Genomic DNA, 18,813 nt, shown 5'->3' on the forward strand with positions numbered 1-18,813 from the left:
TCATTTTATAGAATACATGATTGGCTTATAAAAAGCAACAAATAGAAACAAATTATTTCGTAGACTAATCGTTAAATATTTCTCAAATAGTCGTATGCTTCCTTTTTATCTCGTTTAATTTGTTTTACCAAGTTATCTATTGAGTTAAAACGTTTCTCACTTCTTATTCTTTTCATCCAAGAAAATTCGATTTCTAAATCATATATTTGACTGTTGAAATCAAAAATGTGAACTTCTATCGAAGGTTGAGCGCTTTTTTCTTGATGAAACGTTGGCTTATAGCCGATATTACAAACACCATTATATGATTCTCCTTCAATCTGTACCTTAACCGCATACACACCAGTAGGAGGAAGTATATAATCTTTATTCACAAAAATATTTGCTGTAGGAAAACCTATTTTACTGCCCCTTTTTTCGCCATGTATAACTGTTCCTGTCGAGCCATGAGGACGCCCTAAAAGCTGATGAGCATATTCAACATTCCCGCTTTGAATAAGCTCTCGAATTAACGTAGAGCTAATTTTCCGATCATGGTCCGTTTGTTTTTCTACTATAGTATGATTAAAAAAATCCCGAGAATGAAAGGGAAGTGTTTCCATCGTCCCTTTTCCAAGCTTTCCATATGTAAAGTCAAATCCTGCAACAACATGCTTAACATTAAGATTAATAATGTACTGATCAATAAATTGTTGTGGTAAAAGATCTGCAAAGTCCTCGGTAAATTGGACGACAAATATATAATCCACAGATAATTCTTGTATCAAATGAATCTTTTTTTGGACAGGAGTTAATAGCTGTATAGGTTTGCTATTTTTTCTTAAAACAACGGAAGGGTGCGGATCAAACGTCATCACACCGCTCTTCAAATTAAATTCTTTCGCCTTTTCTTTTGCGGTTTGAATTACTTTTTTATGCCCTTTATGTACACCATCAAAATAGCCTAAAGCTAAAACCATTTCAGGTAGCTCAATTTGCTTAAGATTATGAGGATGCGTCAACCTTATTATTTCCATTTCACATAACCCTCTTCTCTCTACTCGCAAGTACTATATAATCACATTTCTTTATATTAGTACTTTGACTGGCTTAAGTAAATGATCATCTTTAATATAGGATTGGTATATTGCTAGGCAAGTTCCATGTTGGTTAAATACTGCAATCACATCATCTTGGTTCATTTCTCTTGTTTCATCTGTCTTACTTAACAAAATACCATTTTTCACTTTCTCTGCTAATGTATCATTAATTACTAATTTCGGCAAATGTTTTATGGCATCACTAATAGATAGGAACCCTTTTTGAAACTGCCCTAAACCGTGGAATTGTTCTAGTTCTTCAAACGATATGCACTCATCTATTTTGATGGTCCCAGAAGCTACTCGTTTTAAATGAGACATATGAGCTGGATAACCAAGTTTTTCTCCAATCATTACAGCTAACGTTCTCACATAGGTTCCTTTTGAACAATGAACACGAAAAGAGAAAGAGAGGGTGTCTTCTTTATCGTATATATCACTTAAAAGATCCATGTTATATATTTCAATCTGTCTTTCAGGTCTGTCCACCTCAATTCCCTTTCGTGCATATTCATATAGTTTTTTTCCATTCACCTTCACTGCGGAATACATAGGTGGTTTTTGTTTCAGTTTTCCTTGTAAACTCTTTAATAGTTGTTCAATTTCTTGTTTATCTATCGTTTGAATGACTGGGACTTTATCCACCATTTTACCAGATTGATCTTCTGTTGTGGTTGAAATGCCAATGGTTACTTCTGCTTCATATGTCTTTGAAGCATTTAATAAATACTCTACTATTTTTGTCCCTCTTCCTACACATAGAGGTAACACACCCGAAACGTCAGGATCAAGTGTTCCTGTATGCCCCACTTTCTTCGTATGAAGGATTTTTCGAGCTTTCATCACACAGTCATGCGAAGTCATTCCTACCGGTTTGTGAAGCAATATAACCCCATCCATTTAATAGACCTCCTATTTATGTTCCTTCAAAAAAAGTCAGTAGGAGAAACTTTCTCCTACTGACTATCCATCAAGATTCATCACTATTTTGTTTCTTAACTTCATGAATGAGTTGATCAATTCGATTTCCATACTCAATCGATTCATCAAACTCAAACTCTATTTCAGGAACTTTTCTTAGGCGAATTCTTTGACCAACTTCAGACCGAATAAACCCTTTTGCTTTCGCAAGTCCTTGTAAGGTCTCTTTGCGTTTACTTTCATCGCCTAATACAGAAATATAGACAGTCGCTATTTGAAGATCTCCTGTTACTCTCACATCAGTTACTGTTACGAAGCCAACACGTGGATCCTTTATTTTTTTGCTGATTATATCACTTAATTCCTTCTTCATTTGTTCTGCAACTCTTGTTGCTCTTATGTTCATCGCTCAATCACCCTTCATATAGAGGTTGTTCAAAAAATCCTTTTTTTTTATATTTTGAACACGCACATATAGCGATTTAATTACCTATTTTATTTCCGTTCAATTTCTTGCATAATATAAGCTTCGATAACGTCGCCTTCTTTAATATCATTGAAATTCTTTACCGTTATTCCACATTCATAGTTTTGTGCAACTTCTTTCACATCATCTTTAAAACGTTTGAGTTGATCAATTTCACCTTCGTAAATAACGATCCCATCACGAATAACACGGACACCACTATCTCTAGTTATGCGACCATCTGTTACATAACTTCCAGCAATCGTTCCAATTTTAGAAACTTTAAAGGTCGTACGAACCTCTACTTGACCAATTACTTTTTCTTCGAATTCTGGATCAAGCATCCCTTTCATAGCAGCTTCAATTTCTTCTACAACTTTATAAATAATACGGTGAAGTCTTATATCAACATTTTCTGCCTCTGCTGTACGTTTTGCATTCGTATCTGGACGCACGTTAAACCCTATAACAATGGCATTGGATGCGGAAGCTAAAATGATATCGGACTCAGTAATAGCCCCAACACCAGTATGAATAATCTTAACCTTCACGCCTTCTACTTCTATTTTTTGCAAGGAAGCGGTTAAGGCTTCAGCTGAACCTTGAACGTCCGCTTTCACGATTAAGTTAATATCTTTTACTTCACCTTGTTTTATTTGTTCAAATAAATCATCTAAACTCAATTTAGCCTTATCACTACGCTGTTCTAACACTTGCTTTTGCGCACGTGCCTCACCGATGGTTCGTGCTTGCTTCTCATCAGCGAAAGACATAAATTGATCGCCCGCTTGTGGAACATCATTTAATCCTGTAATTTCAACAGGTGTAGAAGGTGCAGCTTCTTTTACTCTTCTACCTAAATCATTTACCATTGCTCGTACTCTACCAAATGTGTTACCAACGACAAGTGGTTGACCGACTTTAAGCGTACCATTTTGTACTAACAGTGTAGCAACAGGTCCACGGCCTTTATCAAGTTCAGCTTCGATAACTGTTCCTTTTGCTAATCGATTCGGATTTGCTTTAAGCTCCTCTACTTCACTTACAAGCAGGATCATTTCAAGAAGCTCATCAATTCCATCCCCTTTAATAGCTGAAACAGGAACAAAAATCGTATCTCCACCCCATGATTCGGGTACAAGTCCGTGTTCTGTTAATTCTTGCATCACTCGATCTGGATTCGCTGTTGGCTTATCCATTTTATTAACCGCTACAATGATCGGCACTTCAGCAGCTTTAGCATGATTAATTGCTTCTTTTGTTTGTGGCATAACACCATCATCAGCTGCAACAACTAAAATGGTGATATCTGTTACTTGAGCACCGCGAGCACGCATCGTTGTAAAAGCAGCATGACCTGGAGTATCAAGGAAAGTAATTTTCTTTCCATTTTCTTCAATTTGATAAGCTCCAATATGTTGAGTAATACCTCCCGCTTCACCTTCAACGACTTTTGTTTTTCTAATGGAGTCTAATAGGGTCGTTTTCCCATGGTCAACATGACCCATAATGGTAACAACTGAAGGTCTTATCACTAAGTCTTCTTCACGATCCTCATATTCATACTTTTCAAACTCAGAAATGTCATAAACAACTTCTTCTTCAACTTCTACTCCATATTCACTAGCAATTAGTTCAATGGAATCGCCGTCCAAATCTTGATTGATTGTCGCCATTGTTCCTAAAAGCATTAATTTTTTAATAATTTCAGATGGTTCTTTTCCTAACTTCTCTGCTAATTCTCCTACCGTAAGGGTTCCAGAATAAACAATTTTACTTGGTAATTCTTTCGGAGCTGGTTTTGGTTGTCTATATTGAGTATTCTTTTTTTGTTTTGGTTTATTCTTTGTTTTTTTATTTACTTGTTTTTGCTGTTGGTTAGGCTTAGTAGGGTTTTGTTTCACATTTGATTTCATAGATACATCCTTTTGTTTAGATTCTTTGTTTTCATTAACTTGTGCTGAATTTCCGCTTTTTTCATTTTTCAGCTTCTTGATTTCCTCTGGTCCAATCATTGACATATGATTGGACACTTCAATGTCCATTTTTTTCAAAGCATTGATTACTTGCTTACTTGATAAATTATTTTTTTTAGCATATTCGTATATTCGCATTTTTTCCATACGTTCACCCCCGGATTTATTAATCAAGCAATTCGCACAATTTGGAAGCAAAACCTGAATCTAGAATTCCAACTGTCACCCTAGCTTCTTTTCCTATTGCTTGACCTAACTCAAGTCGATTTTCAACAAATCTAACAGGTATTTGGTAGTAAGCGCATTTATTAAGGACTTTTTTTCTTGTGTTTTGAGAGGCATCGTTTGATAAAAGGACAAGATGGGCACGTCCATTTCTCACTTGCTGAATGACTAATTCCTCACCAGAGATTACTTTGTTCGCTCTATAGGCTAAGCCTAATAATGACATCCACTTTTTATTTGACATCATGAGTGTCCATTCTTTTGATTAGCTAAGTTTATTAATTGTTCATATATAGACTCTGATACTTCAGCATTTAATTGTGAGGAAAGAATGTTCTTTTTCTTCGCTTGTTCAATTATTTGAGCATCTAAAGTTAAGTAAGCGCCTCTCCCATTTTTCTTTCCAGTTGGATCAATGGAAACTTCGCCTTCTTTTGATCGAACAACTCGGATTAACTCTTTTTTAGGTTTCATTTCTCCGGTAATTAAGCATTTACGTAGAGGAATTTTTTTTTGCTTCATTTTGATTCCCCCCCTTTATTCTAGTTCATCATCAGCTAAGAAAAGTGGTTCTTCATCATCTACTATTTCAATATTTCCACGAGGGTAAATCTCTTGATCTCTTGCCTCAGATTCGCTTTTTATATCAATTTTCCAACCTGTAAGTTTAGCCGCAAGCCTTGCATTTTGTCCCCGCTTTCCAATCGCAAGTGATAATTGATAGTCAGGGACAATAACAGTCGTCGCCTTATCCTCTTCATCTACAATAACATCTAATACTTTGGAAGGGCTTAATGCATTGGAAACAAATATAACAGGATCATCTGACCAACGTACAATATCTATTTTTTCCCCTTTTAGTTCATCCACAATGGCTTGAACTCGCTGACCTTTTGGCCCTACACATGACCCTACTGCATCTACTTCCTCTAAATCTGAGTGAACAGAAATTTTCGAACGATCACCTGCTTCTCGAGCAACAGATCTAATTTCAACCACTCCATCATAAATTTCAGGGACCTCTAGCTCAAATAGTCTTTTTAACAACCCTGGATGAGTTCTAGAGACGAAAATTTGTGGGCCCTTCGTTGTTTTTTCAACCTTAGTTATAAAAACTTTAATACGGTCATGTGGTTTGAATCGTTCATTCTGCATTTGCTCATTTACGGGTAGTAAAGCTTCAATCTTTCCTAAACTAACATAAATAAATTTAGAATCGAGGCGTTGAACAATCCCTGTCATAATATCTTCTTCTCGATCGATATATTCAGAATAGATCACGCCTCTTTCCGCTTCACGCACCCGTTGGGTAACGACTTGCTTAGCCGTTTGTGCTGCAATTCGACCAAAGTTTTTTGGTGTTACTTCTAATTCAACAACATCTCCAATTTCATATGTTGGATAAATACTCTTTGCTTCCTCTAATGAAATTTCTAATCGTTGATCAAAGACTTCTTCCACAACGTCTTTGCGCGCAAAAACTTTCATTGCTCCTGTTTCACGATTTAAATCCACACGAACATTTTGTGCTTGATTAAAATTTCGTTTATAGGCAGAAATAAGTGCCGCTTCAATGGCATCAATAATGACTTCTTTACTTATTCCCTTTTCCTTCTCTAAAATCGTAAGAGCATCTAATAGCTCACTAGCCATCTTCTTTCTTCCCCCTTTATTAAAATATGATTGCTAAACGTGCACTCGCTATTTTCTCTTTCGGGATTTCCACGAGCTTTTTTGAAGCCTTTATTTTAACTGATAGTGTAACTATATTTTCTTCAAACTTTACAAGTTCACCTTCAAAATTCTTTTTTCCATCGATTGCTTGGTACAGTTTAATGGCTACATTCTTACCAATCGATTGAACAAAATCCGAATCATTTTTTAGAGGTCTCTCCGCGCCTGGTGAAGAAACTTCAAGATAATATTGATGAGGAATAGGATCAATTTGATCTAGCTTTTCGCTTAATCGTTCACTTACTAACCCGCACTCTTCTATATTAATTCCTGTATCGGAGTCAATAAAAATTCGAAGGAACCAGTTCGGACCTTCTTTTACGTATTCCATATCAACTAGATGTAAATTAAGCTCCTCTAAAATGGGTAAAACTAAAGGTTCAACTTCTTCTACTACTTTACTCATAGCTTCCCACTTCCCTCCTAACCACTTTAGGAATAAGTATGTACTAATTTTATTGATTAAATCAACTTTCCATATACAATACGAAAGAGTGGGCTGGGTCCCCACTCTTTAAACAGTGAAATATTTAAGATTCCATCTCAAATTATACCACGTTCTTTAGTATGAAGCAATTATTTCAATTTGAGAGTGTACAAAAATGACGGAAATAGTGCCTAATAAAAATTTAAAAACCGCACTAAATTCATGAAGGAAATTTTGAACAATCCAAACTAAAATAGTGAAAGCTGATTTTTTTCAGGTAATCCCCCTAAACAACCGTGTTGATCTAAAAACTCCATAATCGTCTTTGTCACACGACCGCGTTTTTGCAAGTCTTCTTTCGATAAGAATTCTCCATCTTCCCTTGCTTTGACAATATTAAAGGCCGCATTGGTTCCAAGCCCCGGTATGGAATTAAAAGGAGGAATTAGTGAGTTACCTTCAATAATAAATTCGTTTGCACTAGAACGATATAAATCAACTTTATCGAATGAAAACCCTCTCTCACACATTTCAAGAGCAATCTCTAAGACCGTAAGTAAACTTTTCTCTTTAGGGGCAGCATCAAGACCTTTTTGATTGATCTCTTCAATCTTCGCTCTTATTGCGGTAGACCCTTTGACCATCGTATCAATATCAAAGTCACTCGCTCTTACGGAAAAGTAAGTTGCATAATACAAAATAGGATGATGAACTTTAAAATAGGCAATTCTAACAGCCATCAGTACATACGCTGTTGCATGAGCTTTCGGGAACATATATTTAATCTTTTTACATGAATCAATATACCAGTCAGGTACATCATTTTTTAACATTTCTTCTTCCCATTCTGGCTTTAATCCTTTTCCTTTACGCACAAACTCCATGATACTAAAGGCTAAGGATGGTTCTAGCCCCTTATAAATTAAATAAACCATAATGTCGTCACGACAACCGATTACTTCGCTTAGTGTACATGTCCCAGCAGCGATCAGTTCATTGGCATTTCCTAACCAAACGTCTGTCCCATGTGAAAGTCCAGAAATTTGAACTAATTCTGAAAAGGTAGTTGGCTTTGTTTCTTCAAGCATTTGCCGTACAAATCTTGTTCCAAATTCAGGAATACCAAGAGTCCCCGTTTTACACATGATTTGTTCTTCCGAAACTCCTAAAGAGGATGTCCCGCTAAATATCTTCATCACTTCTGGGTCGTCAGTTGGGATCGTTTTAGGATCAATCCCACTTAGATCTTGAAGCATACGGATTGCTGTTGGATCATCGTGTCCTAATATATCTAATTTTAGTAAGTTGTCATGGATCGAATGAAAATCAAAATGAGTCGTTTTCCACTCTGATCCCGTTTGATCAGCAGGAAATTGAATGGGTGAAAAATCATAAATATCCATGTAATCTGGCACAACAATAATTCCACCTGGATGTTGTCCTGTCGTTCTTTTTACTCCAGTACAGCCTTTAACAAGACGATCTACTTCTGCTCCTCGGAAGTGAATGTCGTTGTCACTCGCATACCCTTTCACAAAGCCATATGCAGTTTTCTCAGCAACCGTTCCAATTGTTCCCGCCCTGTACACATTATCTTCACCAAAAAGCTCTTTCGTATAATTATGAGCCTTTGGTTGATATTCGCCTGAGAAATTCAAGTCAATATCGGGAACCTTATCTCCTTTAAAACCTAAAAAGGTCTCAAAAGGAATATCGTGACCGTCCTTCTTAAGCGTATCATCACAATTTGGGCATTTCTTGTTCGGTAAATCAAATCCTGAACCGACTGAGCCATCATCAAAGAAATGAGAATATTTACAGCTAGGACAAACGTAATGAGGAGGCAATGGGTTTACTTCGGTAATTTCAGTCATCGTTGCTACAAAAGAGGAACCGACTGAGCCACGTGATCCTACTAAATATCCATCATTCAAAGATTTTTTCACTAATTTATGTGAGATTAAATAAATAACGGCAAAGCCATGACCAATTATGCTTTTTAATTCCTTTTCTAGCCTTTCTTCGACAATCGTTGGAAGAGGAGTCCCATAAATGCTCTCCGCCATACCATAACTCATCTCTCTAATTTCTTCATCTGCACCTTCAATTTTCGGGGTATATAAATTGTCTTTGATTGGCTTAATGTCATCAATGATCGAAGCAATCTCTTTCGTTTTTTCGACTACGACTTCTTTTGCCTTATCCTCCCCTAAAAAGTTGAAAATTTCAAGCATCTCATCTGTTGTTTTGAAATGAACACTAGGAAGCTGATGGCGATTTAAAGGGTTCCCTCCTCCTTGCGTTCGAATTAGTATTTTCCGGTAAACTTTATCTTCTGGATGTAAATAATGAGCATTTCCGGTTGCCACGACAGGTTTGCCAATCTTGTCTCCTAGTTTAACAATGTTTTTGATCGTTTCTAAAATCGTCTTTTCATTCGGAACGATGTCTAATTCGATCAAATGTTTATAGTTTTCAGGTGGCTGAACTTCTAAATAATCATAAAACTCTGCTAGTTCTTCGACTTCATCTGGAGACTTTTGTAACATGCCTTCAAAGATTTCCCCTTTATCGCATGCGGAGCCAATTAAAATACCTTCTCGATGTTTCTCTAACAAAGAACGAGGAATTCTAGGAACACGATAAAAATATTCAATATGAGATAGAGAGACTAGCTTAAATAAATTTTTAAGCCCGGTTTCATTTTGTGCAAGCAAAATAGCATGAGAAGGACGAGAACGCTTATAGGCACTGTCACCACCCATATAATCGTTAAATTGATCGTGATAAGTAATCCCCTTTTCCGTCGCTTGTTTTAATAGATGAACGAGCAAATAACCTGTTGCTTCGGCATCATAGATGGCACGGTGATGCTGAGTTAATTCGATGTTTAACTTTTTACATAACGTATTCAGCCGGTGATTTTTCATATCTGGAAATAAAAACCTTGCTAGTTCTAACGTATCAACTACTGGATTAGTCGCTTTTTGTTCATTTAACAATTTTTTATAAGCGGCATTTAAAAAGCCCATATCAAAGCTTGCGTTGTGAGCAACTAAAATGTCATCACCAATCCAGTCTTTAAAATTCGACACAACTTCTGACACTTCAGGAGCATTCCTCACCATATCATCTGTAATTCCTGTTAATTCCACTGTCGTAGCAGACAAAGAATGATGTGGATTCGCAAACGATTCAAAACGATCGATAATTTCACCCTTTTTTATTTTCACTGCGGCAAGTTCAATAATTTGATCGTAAACGGCAGACAATCCTGTTGTTTCAACATCAAAAACAACAAACACTTCTTCTTCTAAAAGTCTATGCTGTGCGTTATAGGCAATAGGAACTCCATCATTGACAAGGTTTGCTTCGATTCCATAAATCATCTTTATGCCATGTTTTTTACTAGCTGAATACGCCTCTGGAAATCCTTGAGCAACTGCATGGTCAGTTATTGCGATTGCTTCATGTCCCCATTCCTTAGCCTGTGCTACATAGCTACTAATGGAAGATACAGCATCCATCTGGCTCATAGGAGAGTGAAGATGTAATTCGACCCTCTTTTCTCCTTCTGGAGACTGATCCACCCTTCCTTTCATTTTGACTTCATTGATATCATTTGCAATCATCACAAGATCACGAACAAATGTATCATTTTGGATACTTCCTCTTACCTTTACCCACATTCCTTTACTTATATGCTGCAAGAGAGCGGCATCCTCTTTGTCTCGTCCAAACATTTTTACCATGATCGAATTTGTATAGTCCGTTATTTTGAACGTACACAATGTTCGGCCACTTCTTAATTCTCTTATTTCTGAATCAAATACATAGCCTTGAACAACCGTTCTTCTTTCTTCATCATTGATCGAATCAAGTGTACGCACATCTTCATCTTGTTTAATTTGATAACCAATCAATAAAGGCCCTTGAAGGGCTTCTTGTCCCTCTTCCTCTTGCTTTTGTTGCATACTTTGAATAGCTTCTCGCATCTTCTCTTCGTCCTCTAAACGTTTTTGACTTTGAAACTTTTCAATTTCCTCCGTATCGACGTTCACCTTCACTTCCAATTGCAAAAGAGGAAAACCTAAGTTTTGATAGAGGTCACCAATAAGAGGAGCATATTTTCGTTTGATTTGTTCCATTTCTGTTTCGGTTTTTGTTTCGATGTATATTTTTCTTCCTTCTACCTTGGGAACTTGGTTCATGAGAATGGATTGCATATGTGGAGATAAGCCTTGTAACTCTTCTATACAAAACCCCCAATAATCAACCACTATATCTTGTTCAATCTTTTCTTCTACAGATTGAATGGAAAAATCGACATCAGCGATCTGTGAAAATGTCTTTCTTAGTTGTGCTGTAAATAATTGAAAAACATTGAATGGGAGTATATGTTTGAATAAAAAATAAAAGTGCCATTTCTTTTCTTCTTTATGAACAACAAGTTTCGTTATCGCTGCCTGTTCAAAATGAGGATAAATAGAATCATCCATTAATTGTAAATTTTTTAGTAATAGTAAAAATCTCTCTTTTTGTTCTTGGGTCGCATCCATTTTTATCCTCCTTACTCAAAACGTCTTATCAATCTTAACTAAAATCAAGGTACCTTAAATGTAAGGTACCTTTCAAATATTTTTTATCATTATGATTGGAAAAAGTCATTTACATATGAAAGAAGTTCGTCAACCTCAACTTCAAGGCTCGTTCCTGTTCTTCGATCCTTCACTTCAACAATACCTTGAGCAGCCTTTTTCCCGACAGTGACTCGGAGTGGAAGTCCTATTAAATCCGAATCAGCAAATTTTACTCCAGCACGTTCTTGACGATCATCGATTAACACTTCATATCCGTTTTCTTTGAACTGTTTGTACAATGCATCAGCCAGTTCTTTTTGCTCATCATTTTTCACATTAACAGGGATAAGGTGAATATGAAAAGGAGCGATTTGTTTAGGCCAAACGATGCCACGGTCATCATGATGCGCTTCAACAATCGCGGCAAGCGTCCTTGATATACCAATACCATAACAACCCATAATGAGTGGTTTTGCTTTTCCTTGGTTATCTAAATAGTGAGCATTCATAGACTCACTATACCTAGTACCTAGTTTAAATACATGACCTACTTCAATACCTTTTTTAAATTGAATTTCTCCGAGACCATCTGGAGATGGATCTCCTTCTTTTATAAAACGAAGATCATGAAATTCTGTAATAGAAAAATCGCGGTCTAGATTCACTTCAGTGTAATGATAGTCATCTTCATTAGCGCCACATACTGCATTGGCCATATATTTTACAGCGTGATCAGCATATAACTGGATGGAACTGGGTACATCGACCGGTCCTAAAAATCCAGCAGTAGTATGGAAAGTTCTCTTAATTTCTTCCTCTGTTGCTAACTCTATAGAAGATGCATTAAACAAGTTCTTTAACTTGATATCATTGACATCATGGTCTCCTCTCACTAAAACTAAAACAAATTGATCGTCTACTTTATACAATAATGACTTGATACATTTTTCATTGTTTACATTTAAGAAACCACTTATTTCTTCAATCGATTTAATGTTAGGAGTATGAACCTTTTCTAATGGCAATATCTTTTCGGTAGACTTTTCATATTGTTGAACAACTTGAGCCATTTCTATATTGGCAGCATAACTGGAGTCTGATGAAAAGGCAATCGTATCCTCTCCTATATCAGATAACACCATAAATTCGTGTGTATCCTTTCCTCCCATCGAACCAGAATCCGCGAGAACCGCACGATAATTTAACGAACAACGAGCAAATATATTCTCGTAAGCCTTTTTCATCTTTTCATACATGTCATCTAAACTTTCTTGACTATCATGAAAAGAATAAGCATCCTTCATAATGAATTCCCTTCCCCCGCATTAATCCGAAGCGAGGGCGCTTTTCATCTCGAAACTTTGATTGTATTTGAAATAGAGCAAGAGGTAATTTCTTATATGATTTAATTTCATCTCGAACGAGGTTCGTAATGACTTCTTCATGGGTCGCACCTAACGCAAAATCCCGACTATGTCTGTCAGACATCCTCATTAATCCAGGACCATAAGTCCCCCATCGCCCTGATTCTTCCCAAAGCTCTTTCGGTTGAAGAGCAGGCATCAATAATTCAATGGCTCCTGCATTCTCCATCTCTTCGCGAACAATCTCTTCAATCTTTTTCAACACTTTCATAGATAGGGGCAAATAACTATATACGCCGCTAGCTGTTTGTCTTACATAACCTGCACGTAGTAAGAGCTGATGACTAACTACTTCTGCACCAGCTGGTGTTTCCCGTAACGTAGGGATAAACGATACACTTTGTTTCATATCACACCTCTAAATTCCTTATTTAATTATTTTCACAGGAAAAACCGTTGAATATCGTTCCACGTAACCACAATCATTAATAAAAATAGCAAGGCAAACCCAACTATTGTCACAAATCCTTCTTTTTGACTATCAATCGGCTTCCCTCTAATCGCTTCTATCGTTAAAAAGGTTAACCTTCCTCCATCAAGAGCTGGGATTGGGAGAAGGTTCATAATCCCTAGATTTATACTTAGAAATGCAGTCCATTGCATTAAACTTGTAAACCCGCTTTGAGCGACTTCACCAGTGTAATGGTAGATCCCAGCTGGTCCTGACAAATCATCAATTGAAAACTGACCTGAGATTAAGTTGCCTAACGCAATTAAGATTTGCTGTGATACAGATATAGTAGTAGTAGCTCCATAAGAAAAACTATTGATGAAACTTTTTTCTTGATATTGATAGACCCCTATAATACCAGCCGTTTCACCATTTTCTCTCTCAACGGTCTTAGGAGTAACGGAAAGTTCTTGTTCAATTCCGGCTCGATCAATTAAAAAAGTAAGTTCTTGATCAGGGTTAACAACAATAATATCGGTAATATCTTCCCATGATGCTACACTTTGTCCATTAATAGATTTAACGAGGTCACCTTGCTCAAAGCCGGCTTCTTGTGCTGGTTCGTTGTCAATGACCTTGCCGATCAATGGATCATCTGTTGGAATTCCACGGATCATTGCTAACAAAACAAAGATGACAAAGGCTAAAACAAAGTTCATCGCTGGTCCAGCAAGAATAGCCTTAAAACGTTGTAAGATCGTTTTCGAGCCAAATTGACGATCATAAGGAGCGATTTGTATTTCTTGACCATCGACAATAAAGAAAGATACTTTGGATACATTGAACGTTTGTAACTGTTCATCATCCCCTTGTTCATAACCCGTAATCACCATGTCATGTTCAAGATCCGTTGATTGAACTTCAATTATTCTTGCATCAGGATAACGTTCTTTATTATTTAACACAATTTTATCCACTTCACCTTGATCATTGAAAAGAAGACCTACATTATGGCCTGGTTTTAATTCAATGACCTCTGGGTCTTCCCCTGCCATTTTAACATATCCACCAATTGGCAATAAGCGGATCGTATAAACCGTTTCTTTCCGTTTAAATGCAAAGACCTTGGGACCAAAGCCGATCGCAAATTCACGACATAATATACCAGCCCGCGAGGCAAAGATTAAATGTCCTAGTTCATGGACGAAGACAAGAACGCCAAAAACAAGGATAAACGCTAAAACATTACTCAACGATATAACCACCTTTATTTGATTAGTGAACGTACATAAAGCCTTGTATCTTTATCTACATTTAAAATAGTAGATAAAGAAGGATGCTTCTCTACTTGATGACGATTTAAAGAGTGCTCAATAAGTGTTTCGATTTCCAAAAATTCAATCTCACCTTGTAAAAAAGCTTGTACGGCGATTTCATTAGCAGCATTTAATACTACAGGCATTGTACCACCTATTTTACCCGATTCATATGCAAAATGTAAGCAACGAAATCTGTCACCATTCACTTTATCAAAATGTAGTGATCCAATTTGCCACAGGTCTAATCGTTTTGTAGATAAAACTTTCCTTTCCGGATAGGTCAAAGCGTATTGGATAGGCACTTTCATATCAGGTGTTCCTAATTGAGCCATGACACTACCATCGTGGAATTGAATCATTGAATGAATAATACTTTCTTTATGTAATAATACGTCAATTTTATCATAGGAGATATCAAACAACCAATGAGCTTCAATGACTTCAAAACCCTTATTCATCATGGTTGCTGAATCAATCGTAATTTTTGCTCCCATTGACCAATTTGGGTGATTAAGCGCTTCGTTAACCGTTACCCCTTTTAATTCCGCTCTAGTTTTATCTCGGAAACTTCCTCCTGAAGCCGTCACAATCAATTTTTCAATCGACTTCTTGTTTTCGCCTTGAAGTGCCTGTAAGATAGCTGAATGCTCACTGTCGATTGGAAGTAGTTTAACATTATGTACTTTAGCTGCTTCTGTCACAAGATGACCAGCTACAACTAACGTTTCTTTGTTTGCAATCGCCACATCTTTCTTGGCCTCAATGGCTTTTAAAGTCGGCATCAACCCAACACTACCGACGACACTATTCACCACAATAGTCGCTTCTTCATAAATTGCTACTTCCACATTTCCCTCTATTCCCCAAACAACCCGTGTTTGATGGGGAACATGTATGTTAATTTTATCGTATGTTTCCTTATCCTTTACAGCAACTAAGCTAGGTCTAAATTCTTCAATAATTTTTAAACCTTCTTTAATGTTCGTTCCAAAAGATAGAGCAACTAATGTAAAATCATTCTTATGTTCTCTTATTACATCTAATGTTTGGAGACCTATTGAACCTGTTGCTCCTAGTAAACTAATTTTTTTCACCTAATCACTCCATACTTTTTGCAAACATGACCTATTGTCAAGTTCATTGCTTAGTTTGAAAAATAGCTAAGTAACATATAAAAAATAGGTAAAACAAACAGCAAACTATCGAAGCGATCTAATACCCCTCCATGTCCAGGCATGATTCTGCCGGAATCCTTGACAACAAAGTGTCTCTTTAAAGCAGACTCGACTAAATCACCCAGTTGTCCAAAAATCGAAATGACAACCGTAACAATCATTAAAAATGGAAGTTGTAAGGAAACATCAATCACAATAGAAAAAATAGTTGCAACGATCACTGATAGTATAATTCCGCCTAAAGCACCTTCTATCGTCTTATTAGGACTTATATGTGGCGCAAGTTTCCTTTTTCCTATCGCTCTTCCAATAAAGTAAGCACCAGAATCAGATGCCCATATAGTAAAAAGGGCAAAAATTATATAAACTAATCCTTCACTTCGTACCTCGATAGCATAATGAAACCCATAACCCAAAAAGATAGATGACAACAAGACAAAACCAGCATTTTCAAATGTGAACTTGTTTTTTGAGAAAACAGTATAACTTAATAGAAGTAATGTTACTAAAAGGATCGCTTCTCCTTTATAGAGAATAAATTGATATAAAATATTGATATAACCTTTAGGAAAAATGATCATGTACAACAAGATTAAGCTTGTTATACCAGGAAAAGTAAGTAGTTTTATTTTTTTCATTCGCAACATTTCAAATAAAGCAATCGAACCTAAAATATAGATAAATAAAGTAAACGGAAGACCTCCATAAATAACAATGGGTATTGATACAATAATTGCTATTATTGCACTTAATAATCTTTGTTTCATATCGTTTCATCACCTTTAAACGCCACCATAACGGCGCCCTCTTTGTTGGTATTCTTTAATTGCTTGAATAAGATGTTCTTCATTAAAATCTGGCCATAATACATCTGTAAAGTAAAATTCTGTGTAAGCTAATTGCCAAAGCATAAAATTACTTAATCGAATTTCGCCACTCGTCCTGATTAATAAATCTGGGTCTGGTAGAGGATACGTCATCATACACTGAGTTAATTTCTCTTCATCAAACTGATCAACAGTGTATTCACCTTTTTCAATACAGCTGATTGCTTCTTTAACAGCATGGACAATTTCTGTCCTACTTCCATAGTTTAAAGCAAAATTTAACACTAAACCACTGTTTTTTGATGTATCTTTTATCGCTTTGTTAACAATTTTCCGTGTATGCTCAGGTATTTGACTCAAATCGCCTGTGACACGAACCTTTACATTTTGTTCAATCAATTCAGGCAAGAAAGAAGATAAAAATTCCCCTGGAAGTTTCATTAAGTATTCTACTTCTGTTTTTGGTCTTTTCCAATTTTCTGTTGAAAAAGCATATAACGTTAAAGCTTTCACTTGATAATGACTTGCTAATTTAGTCACTTTACGAACAACTTTCATACCTTCATGATGACCTGCAACTCTTGGAAGGGAGCGCTTTTGAGCCCAACGTCCATTTCCATCCATAATAATGGCGATATGTTCAGGAATTTTCCCATTAAAAATATCCTCTTCAACTAAAGGGTACAACTGTCTATTTTTTTTAAGCCATTTGAACATATTAATCCTCCAACATCGTACACTTCATATGTTTGTGCAAAAAAACATACCTTTTTATTAAAAAAACCCCCTGTTTTAGAGAGGGCTCAACTTTAGGAGATTGTTCTAAAAAGAATTAAACTTCCAAAATTTCTTTTTCTTTATCTTTCGTTACATCATCAATTTTTGCAATAAAATCATTTGTAAGATTTTGAACATCTTCCGTTAATCCCCGTAATTCGTCCTCAGAGATCTCCCCGTCTTTCTGTTGCTTTTTGAGCTCATCATTTGCATCTCTGCGAATGTTTCTAACTGCTACTTTTGCTTCTTCACTATACTTTTTAACGAGCTTTACTAACTCTTTACGTCTCTCTTCTGTTAGAGCAGGAATCGTTAAGCGGATAACATTACCATCGTTAGTAGGAGTAATCCCGAGATCGGACTTTAAAATTGCTTTTTCAATATCACCGATTGACGATTTATCATAAGGTGTTACAACTAACATTCTCGCCTCAGGTACATTAATGGACGCAAGCTGATTAACTGGTGTTGGTGCTCCGTAATAATCTACTGAGATTTTATCTAAAAGTGACGCATTTGCGCGACCTGCACGAATAGAAGCTAAATCACGCTGATATGACCCATGTGCTTTTTCCATTCTTTGTTTTGCATTATTAATTGCCGTTGACATTAATTATTTCCCCCTCACAATAGTTCCAATTTTTTCTCCTACCACTACTTTTTTAATATTCCCTTCTTCCATAATTGAGAATACTATAAGTGGAATATCATTGTCCATACATAATGATGATGCGGTTGAATCCATAACAGCTAACCCATCTTTTAATACATCTAAGTATGAAAGTTCTTGAAATTTAACAGCTGATTGATCTTTTTTCGGATCAGCTGTATATACACCATCAACATTGTTTTTAGCCATTAAGATGACATCCGCTTCAATTTCAGCGGCTCTAAGGGCTGCTGTTGTATCAGTTGAAAAATAAGGGTTACCTGTACCAGAAGCGAAAATCACAACGCGTTTCTTTTCTAAATGTCTGATCGCTTTTCTTCTGATATAAGGTTCTGCTACTTGACGCATTTCAATTGAAGTTTGAACTCTTGTTTGAATTCCTAAATTCTCTAAGCTATCTTGAAGTGCCAATGAATTCATTACAGTTGCCAACATTCCCATATAATCAGCTGTTGCTCGATCCATCCCCATCTCACTGCCTATTTTCCCGCGCCAAATATTACCTCCGCCTACGACGACCGCTACTTCTACGCCTAATTCCTGGATTTCTTTCACTTGTCTAGCAATCGATTGTATGACAGCGGGGTTTATTCCAAAACCTTCCTCACCAGCTAAAGCCTCTCCGCTAAGTTTCAATACAATACGGTTATATTTAGGTTTACTCATGGCTACCTCCATAATATGTATTCATTGAAATTCCCATTTGTTTATGTATGTGGTCAATGACAGAGTAATAATACTACCACCTATCTTTTAAAATAGGGAACACAAATGTGTTCCCTACATTTAAACCTTATTATATCACTTATGTAAATTTTTTTT

The 18,813-nt window shown here is 36.4% G+C and carries 15 protein-coding genes and 1 pseudogene; all 16 read right to left on the reverse strand.

Going from position 1 to position 18,813, the window contains the following annotated elements; genetic code table 11:
* Positions 1 to 71: 71 nt before the first annotated feature.
* The 16 genes and pseudogenes from ribF to pyrH all read right to left on the reverse strand — a co-directional run bounded on the left by ribF (position 72) and on the right by pyrH (position 18,657).
* Complete coding sequence (gene ribF, locus LC087_RS04880) at positions 72 to 1,016, reverse strand: bifunctional riboflavin kinase/FAD synthetase (protein WP_226538298.1); 945 nt, start codon at positions 1,014 to 1,016, stop codon at positions 72 to 74.
* Between the two features lie 51 nt (positions 1,017 to 1,067).
* On the reverse strand, positions 1,068 to 1,979 hold the full coding sequence (gene truB / locus LC087_RS04885; protein ID WP_226538299.1) for a tRNA pseudouridine(55) synthase TruB: 912 nt from the start codon (positions 1,977 to 1,979) through the stop codon (positions 1,068 to 1,070).
* A gap of 70 nt (positions 1,980 to 2,049) precedes the next feature.
* Positions 2,050 to 2,406 (reverse strand): 30S ribosome-binding factor RbfA, encoded by a 357-nt coding sequence (gene rbfA / locus LC087_RS04890; protein WP_226538300.1) that lies wholly within the window; start codon positions 2,404 to 2,406, stop codon positions 2,050 to 2,052.
* An 89-nt stretch (positions 2,407 to 2,495) separates the two neighbouring features.
* Positions 2,496 to 4,589 (reverse strand): translation initiation factor IF-2, encoded by a 2,094-nt coding sequence (gene infB / locus LC087_RS04895; RefSeq protein ID WP_226538301.1) that lies wholly within the window; start codon positions 4,587 to 4,589, stop codon positions 2,496 to 2,498.
* Positions 4,590 to 4,608: 19 nt separating this feature from the next.
* Positions 4,609 to 4,911 carry a YlxQ family RNA-binding protein gene (locus LC087_RS04900; protein ID WP_226538665.1) on the reverse strand — a complete coding sequence of 101 codons (303 nt, stop codon included), beginning with the start codon at positions 4,909 to 4,911 and terminating at the stop codon, positions 4,609 to 4,611.
* Positions 4,911 to 5,189 carry an RNase P modulator RnpM gene (gene rnpM, locus LC087_RS04905; protein WP_226538302.1) on the reverse strand — a complete coding sequence of 93 codons (279 nt, stop codon included), beginning with the start codon at positions 5,187 to 5,189 and terminating at the stop codon, positions 4,911 to 4,913. Before rnpM ends, LC087_RS04900 begins: the two co-directional genes overlap by 1 nt.
* Positions 5,190 to 5,204: 15 nt before the next feature.
* Positions 5,205 to 6,320, reverse strand: coding sequence for a transcription termination factor NusA (gene nusA / locus LC087_RS04910; protein ID WP_226538303.1), 1,116 nt, complete (start codon positions 6,318 to 6,320; stop codon positions 5,205 to 5,207).
* A 19-nt stretch (positions 6,321 to 6,339) separates the two neighbouring features.
* Positions 6,340 to 6,807: a ribosome maturation factor RimP gene (gene rimP / locus LC087_RS04915; RefSeq protein ID WP_226538304.1), complete on the reverse strand. Its 468-nt coding sequence runs from the start codon at positions 6,805 to 6,807 to the stop codon at positions 6,340 to 6,342.
* Between the two features lie 269 nt (positions 6,808 to 7,076).
* Complete coding sequence (locus LC087_RS04920) at positions 7,077 to 11,387, reverse strand: PolC-type DNA polymerase III (RefSeq protein ID WP_226538305.1); 4,311 nt, start codon at positions 11,385 to 11,387, stop codon at positions 7,077 to 7,079.
* Positions 11,388 to 11,476: 89 nt separating this feature from the next.
* Positions 11,477 to 13,181, reverse strand: a pseudogene (locus LC087_RS04925) (proline--tRNA ligase).
* A gap of 32 nt (positions 13,182 to 13,213) precedes the next feature.
* Complete coding sequence (gene rseP, locus LC087_RS04930) at positions 13,214 to 14,476, reverse strand: RIP metalloprotease RseP (RefSeq protein ID WP_226538307.1); 1,263 nt, start codon at positions 14,474 to 14,476, stop codon at positions 13,214 to 13,216.
* Positions 14,477 to 14,490: 14 nt separating this feature from the next.
* Positions 14,491 to 15,636: a 1-deoxy-D-xylulose-5-phosphate reductoisomerase gene (dxr, locus tag LC087_RS04935; RefSeq protein WP_226538308.1), complete on the reverse strand. Its 1,146-nt coding sequence runs from the start codon at positions 15,634 to 15,636 to the stop codon at positions 14,491 to 14,493.
* Between the two features lie 50 nt (positions 15,637 to 15,686).
* Entirely contained in the window at positions 15,687 to 16,484 is a 798-nt protein-coding gene (locus tag LC087_RS04940; protein WP_226538309.1) for a phosphatidate cytidylyltransferase, read from the reverse strand.
* A gap of 15 nt (positions 16,485 to 16,499) precedes the next feature.
* Positions 16,500 to 17,261: an undecaprenyl pyrophosphate synthase gene (locus LC087_RS04945; RefSeq protein ID WP_226538310.1), complete on the reverse strand. Its 762-nt coding sequence runs from the start codon at positions 17,259 to 17,261 to the stop codon at positions 16,500 to 16,502.
* A gap of 115 nt (positions 17,262 to 17,376) precedes the next feature.
* Positions 17,377 to 17,931, reverse strand: a complete 555-nt coding sequence (gene frr / locus LC087_RS04950; protein WP_226538311.1) for a ribosome recycling factor — start codon at positions 17,929 to 17,931, stop codon at positions 17,377 to 17,379.
* Between the two features lie 3 nt (positions 17,932 to 17,934).
* Entirely contained in the window at positions 17,935 to 18,657 is a 723-nt protein-coding gene (gene pyrH / locus LC087_RS04955; protein ID WP_226538312.1) for a UMP kinase, read from the reverse strand.
* Positions 18,658 to 18,813 lie beyond the last annotated feature (156 nt).

Origin of the sequence: Bacillus carboniphilus, from assembly GCF_020524035.2 — a bacterium.
In the GTDB taxonomy this organism is placed as follows: domain Bacteria; phylum Bacillota; class Bacilli; order Bacillales; family JAIVKR01; genus Bacillus_CC.